Genomic DNA, 15,217 nt, shown 5'->3' with positions numbered 1-15,217 from the left:
GTATGGAAACCGTACAAACGGCCCTCTGGGTTGTGGTCCTGCTCGTGGCACTGGCGATCCTGTTCGATTTCATGAACGGGTTCCATGACGCTGCCAATTCGATTGCCACGGTGGTGTCCACCGGCGTGCTCAAGCCCGCACAGGCGGTGCTGTTCGCCGCGTTCTTCAACTTTGTAGCGATCTTTGTCTTCCACCTGAGCGTGGCCGCTACGGTGGGCAAGGGCATCGTGCAGCCTGGCATCGTGGACACCCATGTGGTGTTTGGTGCCTTGGTGGGCGCCATCACCTGGAACGTCATCACCTGGTACTACGGCATCCCCAGCAGCTCATCGCATGCGCTCATCGGCGGCATCGTGGGGGCGGTGATCGCCAAGGCGGGTGCCAGCGCGCTGATCTCCACCGGCATCCTCAAGACCGTGGCGTTCATCTTCGTTTCGCCCTTGCTCGGCTTCCTGCTGGGCTCTCTCATGATGGTGGCTGTGGCGCACATCTTTCGGCGAACGCGGCCAAGCCGGGTGGACAAATGGTTCCGGCGCCTGCAGCTCGTGTCCGCAGGGGCCTACAGCCTGGGCCACGGCGGCAACGATGCGCAAAAGACCATCGGCATCATCTGGCTGCTGCTGATTGCCACAGGGTATTCGTCGGCAAGCGATGCTTCGCCTCCCACCTGGACGATTGTCAGCTGCTACGTGGCTATCGGCCTGGGAACCATGTTCGGCGGCTGGCGCATCGTGAAAACCATGGGCCAGAAGATCACCAAGCTCAAGCCCGTGGGCGGCTTCTGTGCCGAGACGGGCGGGGCGCTGACCCTGTTCCTGGCAACAACGCTGGGTATTCCGGTGTCCACCACCCACACCATCACAGGCGCCATCGTGGGCGTGGGCTCCACGCAGCGCGCCAGCGCAGTGCGCTGGGGCGTGGCAGGCAATATCGTCTGGGCGTGGATCTTGACCATCCCCGCCAGTGCGTTTGTGGCTGCCGTGGCGTACTGGATCAGTCTGCAGATATTCTGAATGCCCTGATTCCTGATTTGCTATTGAATGTATAGCTAATTAGGCAATATGGAAAAGCGCGAACGCACCATTTGAATGTGGATTCAATGGGGCGTTCGCTTGCTGGGTGTCGGTCACTGCGAGATCTTGCGAGCTTCCTCGATCTGGTACTCGAAGTACCGTTGGAAGCTGAACGCGAGGCTGGCCATCAGCACCGCCGTGCCCACCAACAGCGATACCACGATGGCGCCGATGGTGATCCATTGGGTCCTGCCCGCCGGGGCGTCGGGTGCGGCCGTGGGGTTGTAGCGCGCGTTCCACGCCTCGGGCGTCTTGAGTGCAAACAGGATGGCTTGCAAGGCGCAGCCCGCAATCGTGAAGCCCAGCAAAGGAATCAGCATCCAGCTGGTGTGGTCGTCCTGTCCGAGCTGTTGCACGCGCTGGATCCCGTAGATACCGAGGGCCGTCGGTATCGGGAGCAGCCAGCCCAGCATGTCGGTGATCCCGTGCAGATAAAAGCGGTGAAGGCCCAGCGGCCCGCCCACGAAGGCAAGCCATGCTGCCAAAGTTTTGTTTTTCATGGGGCATTATTCATCGTCGGGCCGCCCCAAGATGAACAAGTGGTCTCCAAGGGGGTCGCTTCGGAGGGTTGCGCTCTGCGCTGCGGGGAGCGCATGGGGCCGTTTTCATTCGGGCGATGTGGTGTCGCCCGCGCCCAGGGTTTTCTCCATGAGCACGATGTCGCGCCAAGCGCCGAACTTCCATCCCACCGAACGCATGACACCGACGTCGGTGAAGCCCAGCGCCCGGTGCACACCGATCGAGCCCGCGTTGGCCGAGTCGCCAATCACGGCCAGCAGCTTGCGTACCCCTGCTGCTTCGGCCTGGGCCGCCAGCTCGGTCAGCAGCTTGCGGCCCAGACCCATGCCCCGGGCGCTGTCGGCCACGTAGATCGAGTCCTCGGCAGAGAACCGGTAGGCTGGACGGGGCTTGAACCAGTTGGCGTAGGCAAAGCCCAGCACCTGGCCGTCCTTTTCGGCCACCAGCCAGGGCAGGCCTCGGGCCAGCACGTCGGCACGGCGGCCTGCCATGTCAGCTTCAGACGGTGGATCGATCTCGAAGGTCCCTGTGCCGTGAAGCACATGGTGTTGGTAAATGGCCGTGATGGCGGGAATATCGCTGTCGGTGCTGGAACGAATTTTGGGCATGGAAGAGGGAAATGGATATAATCGCGGGCTTTGCAGCGTGTCGCTGGCCGGGTGGCCATGTCGCGTGTCTCAAGCGTTGCGAATATGGTTGCGAACACAGTGGCTCAAGGCAAATGTTGCCGGAGTTCACCACCCGAAGGATAAATCATGGTCGTCATTCGACTCTCCCGCGGCGGCTCCAAGGGCCGTCCTTTCTTCAACATCGTCGTTGCTGACAAGCGCGTGCGCCGTGATGGCCGCTTCATCGAGCGCATCGGCTTCTACAACCCCACCGCCAAGGAATCCGAAGAAGGCCTGCGCATCGTGCAAGACCGTCTGACGTACTGGAAGAGCGTGGGCGCCCAGTCCTCGCCTACCGTGGACCGCCTGATCAAGCAAGCCGCCAAGAAGGCTGCTTAAAGCTCCCTGAAAAGGGCGGGTTTCGTCGGCATGCCTGGCGAAACCCGCCCTTTTCCTATTCTGGAATCCTCCGCCATGGCCACCAACCTGACCCTCGAACCCGCAGAGCTGCCCACAGACGCCGTTGAAGTGGGGCGCATTGCCGATGCCTGGGGTGTCAAGGGCTGGTTCAAGGTGCTGTCGCACAGCAGCAGCCCTGAGGCGCTGTTTTCATCCAAACGCTGGTACCTGCAGCCTTCCGAACGCGGCGCCAAGACCTTTGCGGGCACCGTGTTGTTGTCCATCCGCCAGGCCAAGGACCATTCGGACACCGTGGTTGCCTGGGCGCAGGGCATTGATGACCGCGATGCCGCCGAAGCCTTGCGCGGCGCGCGCATCTTTGTGCCGCGCTCCAGCTTTCCGTCCACCACGGAGGGCGAGTACTACTGGATCGATCTGATCGGTCTTGCGGTCGTCAACCGCGAAGGTGTGGCGCTGGGGCAGGTGCAGGAATTGATGTCCACCGGTCCGCAGACGGTGCTGGTGTTGACTTATGAGCAGGACGGCAAGGCACAGGAGCGGATGATCCCTTTTGTCTCGGCCTTCATTGACAACGTGGACCTGGCCGAAAAGCGCATCACGGTGGACTGGCAGCCGGACTACTGATCGGAACTCCCGCCCTGGCGCCGCCCACCATGCGCTTTGACATCATCACCCTGTTCCCCGAGCTGTTTGCGCCGTTCCTGGCCAGCGGCGTGACCCGCCGCGCGTATGCCGGCGGCCAGGTCGATGTACGCCTGTGGAGCCCGCGCGACTATGCCGATGGCAACTACCGCCGTGTTGATGACCGGCCCTTTGGCGGCGGGCCGGGCATGGTGATGATGGCTGAGCCCCTCGCCCGGTGTCTTGCAGCTATCCGGGTGGAGCGTGGTGAGGCCGAGAGTAGTGAGGCGCCGCTGGTCCTTTTTTCGCCCATTGGCGAAACGCTGAACCATGCTGCCGTGGAGCGTTGGTCTGCAAGTACGGGTGCAATCCTGCTGTGCGGGCGCTATGAAGGCATTGACCAGCGCTTCATCGATACCCATGTCGATCTGCAGATGAGTCTGGGCGACTTTGTGCTGTCGGGTGGCGAAATCGCCGCCATGGCCCTGCTGGACGCTGTGGCGCGCTTGCAGCCCGGTGTGCTCAATGATGAGGGCAGCCACCAGCTCGACAGCTTCAACCCGGCGCTCGATGGCCTGCTCGATTGCCCGCACTACACGCGCCCTGAAGAATGGGCAGGGCAGCAGGTGCCTGCCGCGCTGATGTCTGGCCACCATGCGCAGATCGAGCGCTGGCGGCGCGACCAGCGCCTGGCCACCACGGCCCGGCACAGGCCCGATCTCATCGAGGCGGCGCGCAAAGCAGGGCATCTGGCCGCTGCGGATGAAGCAGTATTGGCCAAGCTCGGCTGAATTGCTATAATCAAAGGCTTTTCGATCCTCTGGCCGGCCGTTTTGACAGGGAGTTCTCCCGCAAAACACTGAGACGTCAATCCCGACGCAGCCATTTTTGGCGCGGACAAGATCGTTGGATATCAAACATGAACCTGATTCAGACCCTGGAAGCGGAAGAAATCGCCCGCTTGAACAAGACCATCCCCGAATTCGCCCCTGGTGACACCGTCATCGTGAGCGTAAACGTGGTGGAAGGTACCCGCAAGCGCGTGCAGGCCTACGAAGGTGTGGTGATTGCCAAGCGCAATCGCGGCCTGAACAGCGGCTTCACCGTGCGCAAGATCTCCAGCGGCGAAGGCGTGGAGCGTACGTTCCAGACCTACAGCCCCCTGATCGCCAGCATTGAAGTCAAGCGCCGTGGTGATGTGCGCCGTGCCAAGCTGTACTACCTGCGTGACCGCAGCGGCAAGTCGGCACGTATCAAGGAAAAGCTGCCTTCGCGTGTCAACAAGGCTGCAGCCGCCACCGCCGCATAAGGCGCAGGCTCGACCTGACAAGCCGCTACAGCGTCTGCCTGTAGCGGCTTTTTGTTTTTTGGCTTGTTCACCTCCCCCTTCTTGTGGACCCTTCTTCCAGTCCTGCTGTCTCGTCGGTGATCGCTCCTTTGTCGAGCCTGCCCGACTTTGACCCCCGCCTTGTTCCGGTGGTGGGTGTGGATGCGCATCTGCCTGCGGTGCCGGTTCAGGCGCAGACCGCTGAAGCGCTGCGGGCGCGTTTTGCCCACCCGCCGCAGTGGGAGCCTGAGGTGCTGCTGGAAAAGAAGTTCATGAACCGCGAGCCCGCCCGTGCGTCGGTGCTGATTGCCATCGTGCTGCGCGAACAGCCCATGGTGCTGTTGACCGAACGCACGGCCCACCTGTCCACCCATTCGGGGCAAGTGGCCTTCCCCGGTGGGCGGGCAGACCCGGGGGATGCAACGCCTGCCGACACGGCTTTGCGCGAGGCGCAGGAAGAGGTGGGGCTTGCTCGGGATTTTGTCGAAGTGCTCGGCACGTTGCCAATCTATGTCACCGGCTCATCGTTCATCATCACGCCCGTGGTGGCGCTGGTGCAGCCGGACTGCGTGCTCCAGCCCAATCCGTATGAAGTGGCCGACCTTTTCGAGGTGCCGCTCGATTTTCTGCTCAACCCCGCCAACCACCGGCGCCATGTGTTCGACCGCGATGGCGTACACAGGGAGTGGTTCTCGATGCCCTACCAGGACGGCGGCAAGAACCATTACATCTGGGGTGCGACGGCAGGCATGCTGCGCAATTTCTACCGTTTCATGCAGGCGTAAACCGGGCCGGCGTGCGATAGGGTGCATCGGGGTAAAGCACCAGTATCATTGCCCCCCATGAGTTTCTTCGCCATCCTGTTCGCTCTGCTGATCGAGCAGGCCCGCCCGCTGGCACGCAGCAATCCCATTCATGCAGGTCTGAGAGCGTGGGCTCTGTCCGTGAGCCGCAATTTTGATGCGGGCAAGCCGCACCACGGATGGGTGGCCTGGAGCCTTGCGGTGCTGGTTCCGGCTCTGGTGACCCTGGCCATTCACTGGCTATTGCTTTGGGGGCTGGGGTGGCCCTTTGCGGTGCTGTGGAGTGTGGCAGTGCTGTACGTCACGCTCGGGTTTCGGCAGTTTAGCCACCACTTCACGGGCATCCGCGACGCGTTGGAGGAGGGCGATGAAGATGCTGCCCGCGAGCGCCTGGCCCACTGGCAGCAGGTGGATGTAGGGGCGCTACCGCGCAGCGAGATCGTGCGCCATGTGATCGAGTATTCAGTGTTGGCGGCCCACCGGCATGTGTTCGGCGTGTTGGCATGGTTCTCCGTGCTGGCTGCCCTGGGCCTGGGGCCGACCGGGGCTGTTCTGTACCGGTTGGCTGAGTTTGTATCGCGCTATTGGCATTACAAGCAGCGCACGGGCGCTCAGCCTGCCAGCGCCTCCCTGCAGCAGGCCTCTGCGCAGGCGTGGACCGCCATCGACTGGCTTCCGGCTCGGCTCACGGCACTGAGCTTTGCGGTGGTGGGCAGCTTTGAAGAAGCGATTGAGGGCTGGCGGTTTCACGCACAGCGTTTCCCCAATGACAACGACGGCGTGGTGCTGGCCGCCACGGCAGGTGCCATCAATGTACGCCTGGGGGGCGAGGCACTGAAGGCGCGCACTGAATTGCACACACCCCAGGGCCTGGAGATCGACGCCGACATGGGCGACAGCGATTCCACCCCCGGCCGCGAGCCCGAGGTGGGCCACCTGCGCAGCGTGGTGGGGCTCGTGTGGCGCTCGGTGGTGGTGTGGATGCTGTTGCTGGCGTTGCTCACGCTGGCGCGTTTGCTGGGGTAGCTGGCAAGCCCCCTGAACCGCAGTGCGGCTTCCATCGGAGAGGGGCGCACCCTCAACCATGCAAGCTAGTTCCACGGGTGCGCTGGTTTCCGCCGCGGCAGTGGTGGAGACCGCGCTCGGCTCAGTACCGGGTGTGGCGCAGTTCTTCAAATAGATCGCTATAAATTTTATAGCGTGTTGCGCTTATACCGCCTGCGCTGGGGCCCAGTTTGACTGCATCCAGCACGCCACAGCCCGGCTCGTGCAGGTGGGTGCAGTTGTAGAACTTGCAGGCTGTCGCATGTGCTGCAATGTCGGGCATGCAGGCTGCCAGTTGCATGGGGGCAATGTGGTGCAGCCCAAACTCCTGAAAGCCTGGTGAATCGATGAGCGCGGTGGTACGGGCCTTGTCCATCCAGTACCAGTGCGTGCTGGTGGTGGTGTGTTTGCCCGAGTTCAGCGCCTGCGAGATTTCACCGGTGAGCACGGAAGCGCCTGGCACCAGTAGATTGATGAGGGTGCTCTTGCCGGACCCTGAGGGCCCCAGCACCAGTGTGGTCTTGCCCTGAAGGTGCTCCATCAGCAGTGCGCGGTCCACTTCGCTGGAGAGCGCGAGCGACAGCGGCAGCACGCCATAGTGCTTGCCCGCACCCATGTGCCGGTAGGGCAGCAAGCGCTCCCAGGCGCGGGCGAAAGGTTCGACCAGATCGCTCTTGTTGAGTGCAATGATGGGCTTGATGCCCTCGGCCTCGGCGGCAATCAGGGCGCGGGCTAGCTGGCTTTCCGAAAACACCGGCTCTGCCGCGATCAGGATGAGCACCTGGTCGAGGTTGGCGGCAAACGACTTGGTGCGGATCTCGTCCTGGCGGTAAAAGAGGTTGCGCCGCTCCTTGACCTTTTCGATGGTGCCCTCTTCGCCCTGGCCGGGCGGAGGCGCCTGCCACAGCACATGGTCGCCCACCACTGCCTGGCTCTTTTTGCCACGTGGGTGGCAGATGCGGCGTTCGCCGTCGGGCGTCTCCACCATGCAGTGGCGCCCATGGCTGGCGACCACGGTGCCGTCCATGAGCGCGCTGCGTTCAGCCATGGGAGCCTGTGGTGCGCAAGGTCATGGGGTCAGGCCACCAGGGCATCGAACTGCGTTGCGCACTCGAAATCCGTGGATGAAATGCCATGCACGTCGTGCGTGTTCAGGCGCACCACGCACCGGCTGTAGTGCACCGACAGATCGGGGTGGTGATCCTGGGCGTTGGCAATGAAGGCCAAGGCGTTCACGAACGAGATGGTCTCGTAGTAGTTGGCGAAATGGTAGGTCTTCTCAATGGCGACGTCAGCGCCATCGCCCGTCAGGCTCCAGCCTTCGAGTTTGGCCAGGTTTGCTACAACTTCGGTAGCTGTCAACGCACGACGGGTAAGCGTTGACCAGTCTTTTTTCTTCAACATGGTAGTCATGGATGGGACGGGTTGTGCATGCGCGCCAGCCGCTCGGTGGCGGGTGGGTGCGAGTAGTAGAACTTCACGTACACCGGGTCGGGTGTGAGCGTGGAGGCATTATCTTCGTAGAGCTTGAGCAGGGCGGAGGACAGGTCGGCGCCGCTGGCCTGGGCGACGGCGTAGGCGTCTGCCTGGAATTCGTGGCGGCGCGAAAGTTGCGAGAACAGCGGCGAGATGAAAAACGTGAAGACTGGCACCACAAGCATGAAAAGCAGCAGGGCCAGTGCGTCATTGGGGGCTGCGGCCAGAGTGGGGTCCAGCGAGATACTCGGCCGCACGCCCAGGCCGGTATAGAACCACACCTGGTTGGAGAGCCAGCCCAGCAGTGCGAAGCCTGCCAGGCTCAATGCGAACATGGTCACGATACGCTGGATGATGTGCCGGTGCTTGAAATGCCCCAGCTCATGGGCCAGCACCGCCTCGACCTCGCCCGGGGCCAGCTGGCGCAAGAGGGTGTCGTAAAACACCACGCGCTTTGCTGCGCCAAAGCCCGTGAAGTAGGCGTTGGCATGCGCGCTGCGGCGGCTGCCGTCCATCACGAACAGCCCTTTGGCCGAGAAGCCACAGCGCTGCATGAGGGCAGTGACGCGGGCCTTGAGCGATTCATCTTCGAGGGGCTGGAACTTGTTGAACAGCGGGGCGATGAAGGTGGGATACACCACCATCAGCAGCAGATTGAAACCCATCCAGAAGCACCAGGCCCACAGCCACCACAGCGGACCGGTCGCTCCCATGATCCAAAGGATCAGCGCGGCGATGGGCAGGCCGATCAGTGCGCCGACCAGCAGGCCCTTGAGCGCATCGGCAAGCCACAGGCGCAAGGTCATCTTGTTGAAACCAAAGCGCTCTTCCACAACGAAGGTCTGGTACAGCGACAGCGGCAGGTCGATCAGGCCGCTGATGGCGGCAAACACGGTCAGCAGCGCAAGCTGCTGCCACATCCCGCCGCCCAGGGCGCTGAGCAAAGCCTGGTTCAGCACATCCAGTCCACCCAGCAGTGTCCAGCCCAGCAGCACGGCCGCGCCCAGTGCCATTTCCAGCAATCCCAGGCGTGCCTTGGTGATCGTGTAATCCGCGGCCTTCTGGTGCGCCGCCAGCGCGATGCGTTCGGCAAATGGTGCGGGAACGTCGCTGCGGTGCCGCGCCACATGCCGGATCTGGCGCGTAGCCAGCCAGAACTTGAGCACAAGGCCCAGGGTGAGAGCTGCGGCAAACGCAAGCGTCAGCGCCAGGGCGGGAGAGAAGGCGTCGGAAGTGGGCATGAGCGGCGAGTTTAGGCCATCGGCGACAATGCGCGCCATGTCAGAAGCCAACAACCCCACCCCTCACGCACTTGCCAAATCCGACCAGAACCTGGTCTGGCTCGATTGCGAAATGACAGGCCTGGAGCCCGATACCGACCGCCTGCTGGAAATCGCCGTCATCGTGACGGGACCGAGCCTGGAGCCGCGCATCGAGGGGCCAGTTTTTGCGATCCACCAGTCCGATGAACTGCTGGGCAAGATGGATGCCTGGAACAAGGGCACCCACGGCCGCAGCGGCCTCATCGACAAGGTGAAGGCCTCGACCGTGACGGAGGAGGAGGCAGAGCAGCAGATCATTGCCTTCCTGAGCAAGTACGTTCCCAAAGGGACTGCGCCTATGTGCGGCAACAGCATCGGCCAGGACCGGCGCTTTCTGGTGCGCTATATGCCCAAGCTCGAGCGATTCTTCCATTACCGCAACGTGGACGTGAGCACCCTTAAGGAATTGGCCAAGCGCTGGAAGCCCGAGGCCTACACCAGCTTCAAGAAAGCGCAGAAGCACACGGCCCTGGCAGACGTGCATGAGTCCATTGACGAACTGGCGCACTACCGCAAGCACCTGCTTTCGGTGTGATGGATTTCGGGGAGGGTGGCTGAAGACCTTGTGGGTTTGTATCGCAAGAACTGAGAAGGGCTTGCGGGAAAATACCTATCCATGCCATAATCAACGGCTGCGCAGGAATCCATTCCTCGCAGATTGTGCATCTCCCCTCACACACCGGGCTTGCCAGCCGACTGTTTTCAACGCAGTGCAGGACTAGCGAACAACGCCCACCAGCATCCGCCCAGAGCAATGCAGGTTTCGTTTGATGGTTGATGTTTTTTAACCATTGACGAAGCCACTCGCAGGCTACGCTTGCGATCGTCTTCGTGAGAGAAAAATCATGACCGACACCTCTTTGGTGCAGGGCGAATTCGCGCCTGCCGACACTTCCTTTGCTGCCGACATTTCCGTGCAGTCTTCCCCTCTGGACGCCGTGGTGGCTGCTGCCACCGAGGCCGACGTTGCCGTGACTGCTGAACCCAACGGCTTTATCGAACTGGGCCTGGCCCCTGAACTGGTGCAAGCCGTGGCTGACCTGGGCTACACCCAGCCCACCAGCGTGCAGCTCAAGGCCATTCCCTTGGCCATGGGCGGTGGCAACGACTCCACCAAGTTCATCGACTTGATGGTTTCCAGCCAGACCGGCAGCGGCAAGACTGCCGCCTTCCTGCTGCCCGTGCTGCACACGCTGATCAACCAGCAGGCTGCTGCCGAAGCCGAAGAACGCGCTGCTTTCGAGCGCGCTGTGGCCGAAGCTGCCGCCCGTGGTGAGCCTGCCCCCAAGCGCGCCAAGCGCAAGGATCCCACCAGCTCGCGCAATTTCAAGGCCGCCACCCCTGGTGCCCTGATTCTGTGCCCCACGCGTGAACTGGCGCAGCAAGTCGCGCACGATGCTATCGACCTGGTCAAGCACTGCCGTGGCCTGCGCGTCGCTAATGTGGTGGGTGGTATGCCCTACCAATTGCAGATCGCCAAGCTGCAAAACGCCGACCTGGTGGTGGCCACCCCCGGCCGCTTGCTGGATCTGCAGCGCTCGATGCAGATCAAGCTCGACAAGGTGCAGTTCCTGGTCGTTGACGAAGCCGACCGCATGCTCGACCTGGGCTTCTCGGACGACCTGGCCGAACTGAATCAGCTGACTGCCCAGCGCAAGCAGACCATGATGTTCAGCGCCACCTTCGCGCCTCGCATCCAGCAGCTGGCCATGCGCGTGATGCACGACGGAGGTTCGTCTGTGCAGAAGGTCACCATTGACTCTCCGCAAGAGAAGCATGCCAACATCAAGCAAATGCTGTACTGGGCCGACAACGCCCAGCACAAGCGCAAGATGCTGGACCACTGGCTGCGTGACACCACGATCAACCAAGCCATCGTTTTTGCCAGCACCCAGGTGGAGTGCGATGGCCTGGCCAACGACCTGCAGCAAGAAGGCTTTTCGGCCGTGGCACTGCACGGCGCCCTGAGCCAGGGTCTGCGCAATCGCCGTTTGATGGCATTGCGCGCTGGCCAGGTGCAGATTCTGGTGGCTACCGATGTGGCAGCACGTGGTATCGATGTACCCACGATCACCCATGTGTTCAACTTCGGTCTGCCCATGAAGGCCGAGGACTACACCCACCGCATTGGCCGTACTGGCCGTGCGGGCCGCGATGGCCTGGCCATCACGTTTGCCGAGTTCCGCGATCGCCGCAAGATCTACGACATTGAGTCGTACAGCCGCCAGCAGTTCAAGGCCGAAGTGATTCCCGGCATGGAGCCCTCGCAGCGCGCGCCGCAGGCACCTCGCGGTGGCGATTTTGGTGGTGGCCGTGGCGCCCCTGGCCGTTCGTACGACAACCGTGACAACCAGTCGCGTGGCCGCTTCGGTGGTCCCGCACGTGGTGGCAATGACCGTGGTGGTTTCGGTGGTGGCTTTGGCGGTGGTTTCGCTGGCCGCGACAACCGTGGTGCTCCTGCACGTGGCGAAGGCGCTGGCGGTTTTGCGGGTCGTGATGACCGTGGTGGTGACCGTAGTTTTGCGCCGCGTCGTGATGGTGAAGGCTATGGCCGCAAACCTGGTTTTGGTGACGCAGGCCGTGGCAGCTTTGCGCCCCGTGGTGATGCAGGTGCACCGCGTGGTGATTTCGCTCCCCGCAAGCCAGCGTTTGCCAAGCCAGCTGGTGGCGGCGGCAAGCCGTTCGTGGCACACGATGCCCGCAAGCGCCCTGCGCGCCCCGCGCGCTGATCGCTGATCGCTGACAGGTCTGTGGAGCTAGCGCCACCCCTGTTGCAAAGGCCAGTACCGCAAGGTGCTGGCCTTTTTTGTTGTTGTGGGGACCCTGGACCAAGAATACGCAGAGTAGCTCGACAATAATTGCCCAGGGAGGAATCTGCAGTGTCGTCTTCGTTATCTTCCGAGGCAGACTTTGAACACATGTTCGAACTGGCGCCTGTGTCTCTCTGGCTGGAGGACTACAGCGCCCTGAAGCAACTTTTTGATCGCTGGCGCGCTGCGGGGGTTTCCGATCTTCGTGCCCACCTTGCTCAGGACTCCGCAAGGGTGCGGCAATGCAGCGCTGCCCTCAAGGTGTTGAAAGTCAATCGCCGCACGCTGGAGCTGTTTGCGGCCGAGAACCAACAGGTGCTTGAAGCGAATCTGGACCAGGTCTTCAGGGATGACATGCACGATGCGCTCTTCCATGAGCTGGCGGCGCTGTGGTCCGGGCAGCTGGAGTTTTCGAACCAGACGGTCAACTATGCGCTGGATGGCCGGCGTCTTGACGTTCAGATTCGCGCACGCATCCTTCCAGGGTATGAAGCGGACTGGAGCCGCGTTCTGCTTTCGCTGGAAGACATCACGGCCCAAGTGCGGAGTGCCAGCCAACTTCGGCGCAGCGAACAATATGCACGGGATTTGTTCGAGCACTCCCCGGTCTCGTTGTGGGTCGAGGATTTCAGTGCCGTGAAAAGCCTGCTCGACGGTGTTCGCTCGCAGGGCATTGACGATTTCAAGACCTTCATCACGGTGCACCCTGAATTCGTCACGCGCTGCATGCAGGAGATTCGCGTGATCGATGTCAACCAGCAGACGTTGCGCATGTTCGGTGCGTCCAGCAAGGAGATGCTTCTGAACAACATCGGGCGGGTGTTTAGGGGTGAGATGCATGAGTCCTTCGCGGACCAGTTGCTGGACCTGTGGGAGGGCAAGACCTTTCAGCAGCGCGAAGTGGTCAACTACGCGCTGTCGGGGGATGCGGTGCATATCCACATGCAGTTTTCCGTGTTGGCAGACCATCTTGCGGACTGGGGGCTGGTGCTGCTGTCGCTGGTGGACATCACGGCGCGCAAAAAGGCCGAAGCCTACCTGGAGTACCTTGGCAAGCATGACGTCCTGACGCAGCTGCGCAACCGGGCCTTCTATGCGGAAGAACTCAATCGTGTCACCCGCAAGGGGCCGTGGCCTCTGTCCATCATTGCGATTGATCTGAACGGGCTCAAGGTTGTGAACGATGAGCAGGGCCATGCTGCGGGCGATTCCATGCTGCGCAGGGTGGGCGAAGTACTGGCCAAGGCGGTGGACCCGCCAGCCTGCGCCGCGCGCATTGGCGGAGACGAATTCACGGTGTTGCTGCCCGGCATGGACGAGCGCAGCGCCTTTGCGTTGCAAGAGCGCATTCTCTCCATGTTGGACTTGAACAACCAGTTCTATCCTGGCCAGCCGATCAGCCTGGCCATGGGCGTCGCTTCGTGTCGTTCGGGCGACATGGTCGAAGCGGCCATCCATCGTGCCGACCAGGCCATGTATGCCGAAAAAATCCGGTACTACCAGGAAAAAGGGGTGGACCGGCGGCAACTGTCATAGGACCCCTTCCGGGTTGCATGGAAGCTTGGCGTCAGGTGCCGTGGGGTGTACTTCAGAACTCAGCCCGCGTGAACTGCGTAGCCGTAGAGCCGCTCGGTTGGCATCCTGGCTAGAAAATTGCGCTCAGAGGCATCGATGGCCCCAGTGCCTGGCGGGCGTAGCGGCTTTCCAGAGGCTTCGCCAGGGTGCCTACTGTGCCTTTACCTGTGCCTTTACCGCCTTGAACGCTTCGACATCGACAAACTTGCGAAGCTTCCAGTTAGGCTGGGCTTTGTACTCGGGCGCCTGGAATCCCACTCTCGCGGGTGCGCACTGACTTGGCGGGGCGTAGAGTGAGGTCTCATTGTTGCTAGCGCGCAGGGCAATTCACGAACGCCAGGGGCTCAACCTGGCGTTGCAGTCCTTCCAATATCGGGCCAGCGATGGTGCAGATAGATCCAAGCCATCATGCCCACGCACATCATGAGCAGCGATGCGAAGGCCAGCAAGACCGTTGAGTGCATTACCAAAGGGACCAGGATGCCCGCCACAATGCCGTTCGCAGTAGAGCCGACAAACGCTTGCATGGACGAGGCCATGCCGCGGCGCTCGGGGTGAAGGTCCAGCACCAGCAGGGTCACTACCGGCACCATCAGTGCCCAGCCAAACGCAAAGACCGCAATCGGCAGCAGTGACCAGGCCGCGTGCACGGGAAAGAGCAGATTTGCTCCCAGGTTGAAGACGGCTACGGTAAACATGATCACAAAGCCGTGCCGTATCTGTCGTTTTGGAGCGATCTTGCCGGCCAGACGCCCGCTCAGCCACGCGCCGCCCATGATGCCCGAAATGGTCAGTAGAAAGAACCAGAAGAACTGCGTGGGGGCTAGTGCAAGGTGTTCGCCCAGAAAGGCAGGTGCTGCCAGTACGTACAGGAACATCCCATTGAATGGAACGCCGCTTGCGAGCGCCAGCAGCACAAATCGAGGGCTTGACCCCAGCTGCCAGTACCCCCGCATCAGATGGGGCACATTGAACGGCTGGCGATGCTCGGCCTGCAATGTTTCGGGCAGGAGCCTTAAGTTTGCGACCCAGAGCACCACACCCACGCAGGTCAGAAACCAGAAGATGCTGTGCCAGCCTGCATGTACAAAGAGCCAGCCGCCCACGATGGGAGCGATGGCTGGGGCTATGCCAAAGTAGATCGTCACTTGGCTCATCACCTGCTGCGCGCGCGCTGGGGGAAACATGTCGCGGATGACCGCACGCGACACCACAATGCCAGCGCCCGTAGACAAGCCCTGCAATGCCCTGAACGCTATGAGCTGGCCGATGCTTTGTGACAGAGCGCATCCAGCCGAGGCCAGCGTGAACATGGCAATCCCGCACAGGACCACCGGTCGCCGGCCAAAGCTGTCGGCGAGTGCTCCATGGAAGAGGTTCATGAACGCAAAACCAAAGAGATAGGCCGAAAGGGTCTGTTGCATCTCCACCGGGGTGGCGCCCAGGGCACTGGCAATGCCTGCGAAGGCAGGTATGTAGGTGTCAATCGAGAAAGGCCCCAGCATGCCCAGTACGGCGAGGAGGGCCGCGAGGGTCCATTGGGGCGCGCGCCAAAGTGTGTGGGCGTTGGGATTCATGGGGTGGGCAACGGGTAGAACATCGGGCAGGTGCAGGGGGCT

General features: G+C 62.0%; 16 protein-coding genes. 10 read left to right on the top strand and 6 right to left on the bottom strand.

Annotated features, from left to right (window positions below; genetic code table 11):
* Positions 1–2 precede the first annotated feature (2 nt).
* A complete protein-coding gene (locus tag EXV95_RS10135; protein WP_055403058.1) occupies positions 3–1,013 on the top strand; it encodes an inorganic phosphate transporter in 1,011 nt (336 codons plus the stop codon).
* 113 nt (positions 1,014–1,126) lie between these two features.
* On the opposite strand, the gene EXV95_RS10130 is transcribed toward EXV95_RS10135, so the two are convergent.
* Positions 1,127–1,573 (bottom strand): TM2 domain-containing protein, encoded by a 447-nt coding sequence (locus tag EXV95_RS10130; RefSeq protein ID WP_055403056.1) that lies wholly within the window; start codon positions 1,571–1,573, stop codon positions 1,127–1,129.
* Positions 1,574–1,678: 105 nt separating this feature from the next.
* Complete coding sequence (locus EXV95_RS10125; protein ID WP_176886725.1) at positions 1,679–2,200, bottom strand: GNAT family N-acetyltransferase; 522 nt, start codon at positions 2,198–2,200, stop codon at positions 1,679–1,681.
* A 147-nt stretch (positions 2,201–2,347) separates the two neighbouring features.
* On the opposite strand from EXV95_RS10125, the gene rpsP reads away from it, so the two are divergent.
* The 6 genes from rpsP to EXV95_RS10095 all read left to right on the top strand — a co-directional run bounded on the left by rpsP (position 2,348) and on the right by EXV95_RS10095 (position 6,397).
* Positions 2,348–2,599 carry a 30S ribosomal protein S16 gene (gene rpsP / locus EXV95_RS10120; RefSeq protein ID WP_008904984.1) on the top strand — a complete coding sequence of 84 codons (252 nt, stop codon included), beginning with the start codon at positions 2,348–2,350 and terminating at the stop codon, positions 2,597–2,599.
* A 75-nt stretch (positions 2,600–2,674) separates the two neighbouring features.
* Positions 2,675–3,244 carry a ribosome maturation factor RimM gene (gene rimM, locus EXV95_RS10115; protein ID WP_055403096.1) on the top strand — a complete coding sequence of 190 codons (570 nt, stop codon included), beginning with the start codon at positions 2,675–2,677 and terminating at the stop codon, positions 3,242–3,244.
* Positions 3,245–3,273: 29 nt separating this feature from the next.
* A complete protein-coding gene (gene trmD / locus EXV95_RS10110) occupies positions 3,274–4,032 on the top strand; it encodes a tRNA (guanosine(37)-N1)-methyltransferase TrmD (protein ID WP_176886724.1) in 759 nt (252 codons plus the stop codon).
* Between the two features lie 128 nt (positions 4,033–4,160).
* Positions 4,161–4,550 (top strand): 50S ribosomal protein L19, encoded by a 390-nt coding sequence (rplS, locus tag EXV95_RS10105; protein WP_055403050.1) that lies wholly within the window; start codon positions 4,161–4,163, stop codon positions 4,548–4,550.
* An 83-nt stretch (positions 4,551–4,633) separates the two neighbouring features.
* Entirely contained in the window at positions 4,634–5,353 is a 720-nt protein-coding gene (locus EXV95_RS10100; RefSeq protein ID WP_176886723.1) for a CoA pyrophosphatase, read from the top strand.
* Positions 5,354–5,410: 57 nt separating this feature from the next.
* A complete protein-coding gene (locus tag EXV95_RS10095; protein ID WP_176886722.1) occupies positions 5,411–6,397 on the top strand; it encodes a CobD/CbiB family protein in 987 nt (328 codons plus the stop codon).
* A 121-nt stretch (positions 6,398–6,518) separates the two neighbouring features.
* Here EXV95_RS10095 and rsgA read toward each other — a convergent pair whose 3' ends face one another.
* From rsgA to EXV95_RS10080, 3 genes are read right to left on the bottom strand one after another with little or no spacing between them, the layout of a single operon-like run.
* The gene (rsgA, locus tag EXV95_RS10090) at positions 6,519–7,463 is read right to left on the bottom strand and encodes a ribosome small subunit-dependent GTPase A (RefSeq protein WP_176886721.1); all 945 of its coding nucleotides are present in this window, start codon (positions 7,461–7,463) and stop codon (positions 6,519–6,521) included.
* Between the two features lie 29 nt (positions 7,464–7,492).
* Entirely contained in the window at positions 7,493–7,828 is a 336-nt protein-coding gene (locus EXV95_RS10085) for a 4a-hydroxytetrahydrobiopterin dehydratase (RefSeq protein ID WP_121505674.1), read from the bottom strand.
* Positions 7,825–9,132: a M48 family metallopeptidase gene (locus EXV95_RS10080; protein ID WP_176886720.1), complete on the bottom strand. Its 1,308-nt coding sequence runs from the start codon at positions 9,130–9,132 to the stop codon at positions 7,825–7,827. The genes EXV95_RS10085 and EXV95_RS10080 overlap by 4 nt, the downstream gene beginning before the upstream one ends.
* Before the next feature lie 37 nt (positions 9,133–9,169).
* Between EXV95_RS10080 and orn the strand changes: the two genes are divergently transcribed.
* The 3 genes from orn to EXV95_RS10065 all read left to right on the top strand — a co-directional run bounded on the left by orn (position 9,170) and on the right by EXV95_RS10065 (position 13,559).
* Positions 9,170–9,748 carry an oligoribonuclease gene (gene orn / locus EXV95_RS10075; protein WP_008904975.1) on the top strand — a complete coding sequence of 193 codons (579 nt, stop codon included), beginning with the start codon at positions 9,170–9,172 and terminating at the stop codon, positions 9,746–9,748.
* Between the two features lie 310 nt (positions 9,749–10,058).
* On the top strand, positions 10,059–11,942 hold the full coding sequence (locus EXV95_RS10070; protein ID WP_176886719.1) for a DEAD/DEAH box helicase: 1,884 nt from the start codon (positions 10,059–10,061) through the stop codon (positions 11,940–11,942).
* Between the two features lie 150 nt (positions 11,943–12,092).
* Positions 12,093–13,559 (top strand): diguanylate cyclase domain-containing protein, encoded by a 1,467-nt coding sequence (locus EXV95_RS10065; protein ID WP_370460242.1) that lies wholly within the window; start codon positions 12,093–12,095, stop codon positions 13,557–13,559.
* Between the two features lie 383 nt (positions 13,560–13,942).
* Here EXV95_RS10065 and EXV95_RS10060 read toward each other — a convergent pair whose 3' ends face one another.
* Entirely contained in the window at positions 13,943–15,175 is a 1,233-nt protein-coding gene (locus tag EXV95_RS10060; RefSeq protein ID WP_176886718.1) for a multidrug effflux MFS transporter, read from the bottom strand.
* Between the last annotated feature and the right edge of the window lie 42 nt (positions 15,176–15,217).

Source organism: Acidovorax sp. JMULE5, assembly GCF_013376875.1.
Classification (GTDB): Bacteria; Pseudomonadota; Gammaproteobacteria; order Burkholderiales; family Burkholderiaceae_C; genus Acidovorax; species Acidovorax facilis.
The sequence above is the reverse complement of the archived record's forward strand: the minus strand, read 5'-3'. Positions and strand labels throughout refer to the sequence as shown.

Bases quoted from the DNA above. Each gene is read 5' to 3' on its own strand.
- EXV95_RS10135 (WP_055403058.1), top strand. From the start codon at position 3: ATGGAAACCGTACAAACGGCCCTCTGGGTTGTGGTCCTGCTCGTGGCA.
- EXV95_RS10130 (WP_055403056.1), bottom strand. From the start codon at position 1,573: ATGAAAAACAAAACTTTGGCAGCATGGCTTGCCTTCGTGGGCGGGCCG.
- EXV95_RS10125 (WP_176886725.1), bottom strand. From the start codon at position 2,200: ATGCCCAAAATTCGTTCCAGCACCGACAGCGATATTCCCGCCATCACG.
- rpsP (WP_008904984.1), top strand. From the start codon at position 2,348: ATGGTCGTCATTCGACTCTCCCGCGGCGGCTCCAAGGGCCGTCCTTTC.
- rimM (WP_055403096.1), top strand. From the start codon at position 2,675: ATGGCCACCAACCTGACCCTCGAACCCGCAGAGCTGCCCACAGACGCC.
- trmD (WP_176886724.1), top strand. From the start codon at position 3,274: ATGCGCTTTGACATCATCACCCTGTTCCCCGAGCTGTTTGCGCCGTTC.
- rplS (WP_055403050.1), top strand. From the start codon at position 4,161: ATGAACCTGATTCAGACCCTGGAAGCGGAAGAAATCGCCCGCTTGAAC.
- EXV95_RS10095 (WP_176886722.1), top strand. From the start codon at position 5,411: ATGAGTTTCTTCGCCATCCTGTTCGCTCTGCTGATCGAGCAGGCCCGC.
- rsgA (WP_176886721.1), bottom strand. From the start codon at position 7,463: ATGGCTGAACGCAGCGCGCTCATGGACGGCACCGTGGTCGCCAGCCAT.
- EXV95_RS10085 (WP_121505674.1), bottom strand. From the start codon at position 7,828: ATGACTACCATGTTGAAGAAAAAAGACTGGTCAACGCTTACCCGTCGT.
- EXV95_RS10080 (WP_176886720.1), bottom strand. From the start codon at position 9,132: ATGCCCACTTCCGACGCCTTCTCTCCCGCCCTGGCGCTGACGCTTGCG.
- orn (WP_008904975.1), top strand. From the start codon at position 9,170: ATGTCAGAAGCCAACAACCCCACCCCTCACGCACTTGCCAAATCCGAC.
- EXV95_RS10070 (WP_176886719.1), top strand. From the start codon at position 10,059: ATGACCGACACCTCTTTGGTGCAGGGCGAATTCGCGCCTGCCGACACT.
- EXV95_RS10060 (WP_176886718.1), bottom strand. From the start codon at position 15,175: ATGAATCCCAACGCCCACACACTTTGGCGCGCGCCCCAATGGACCCTC.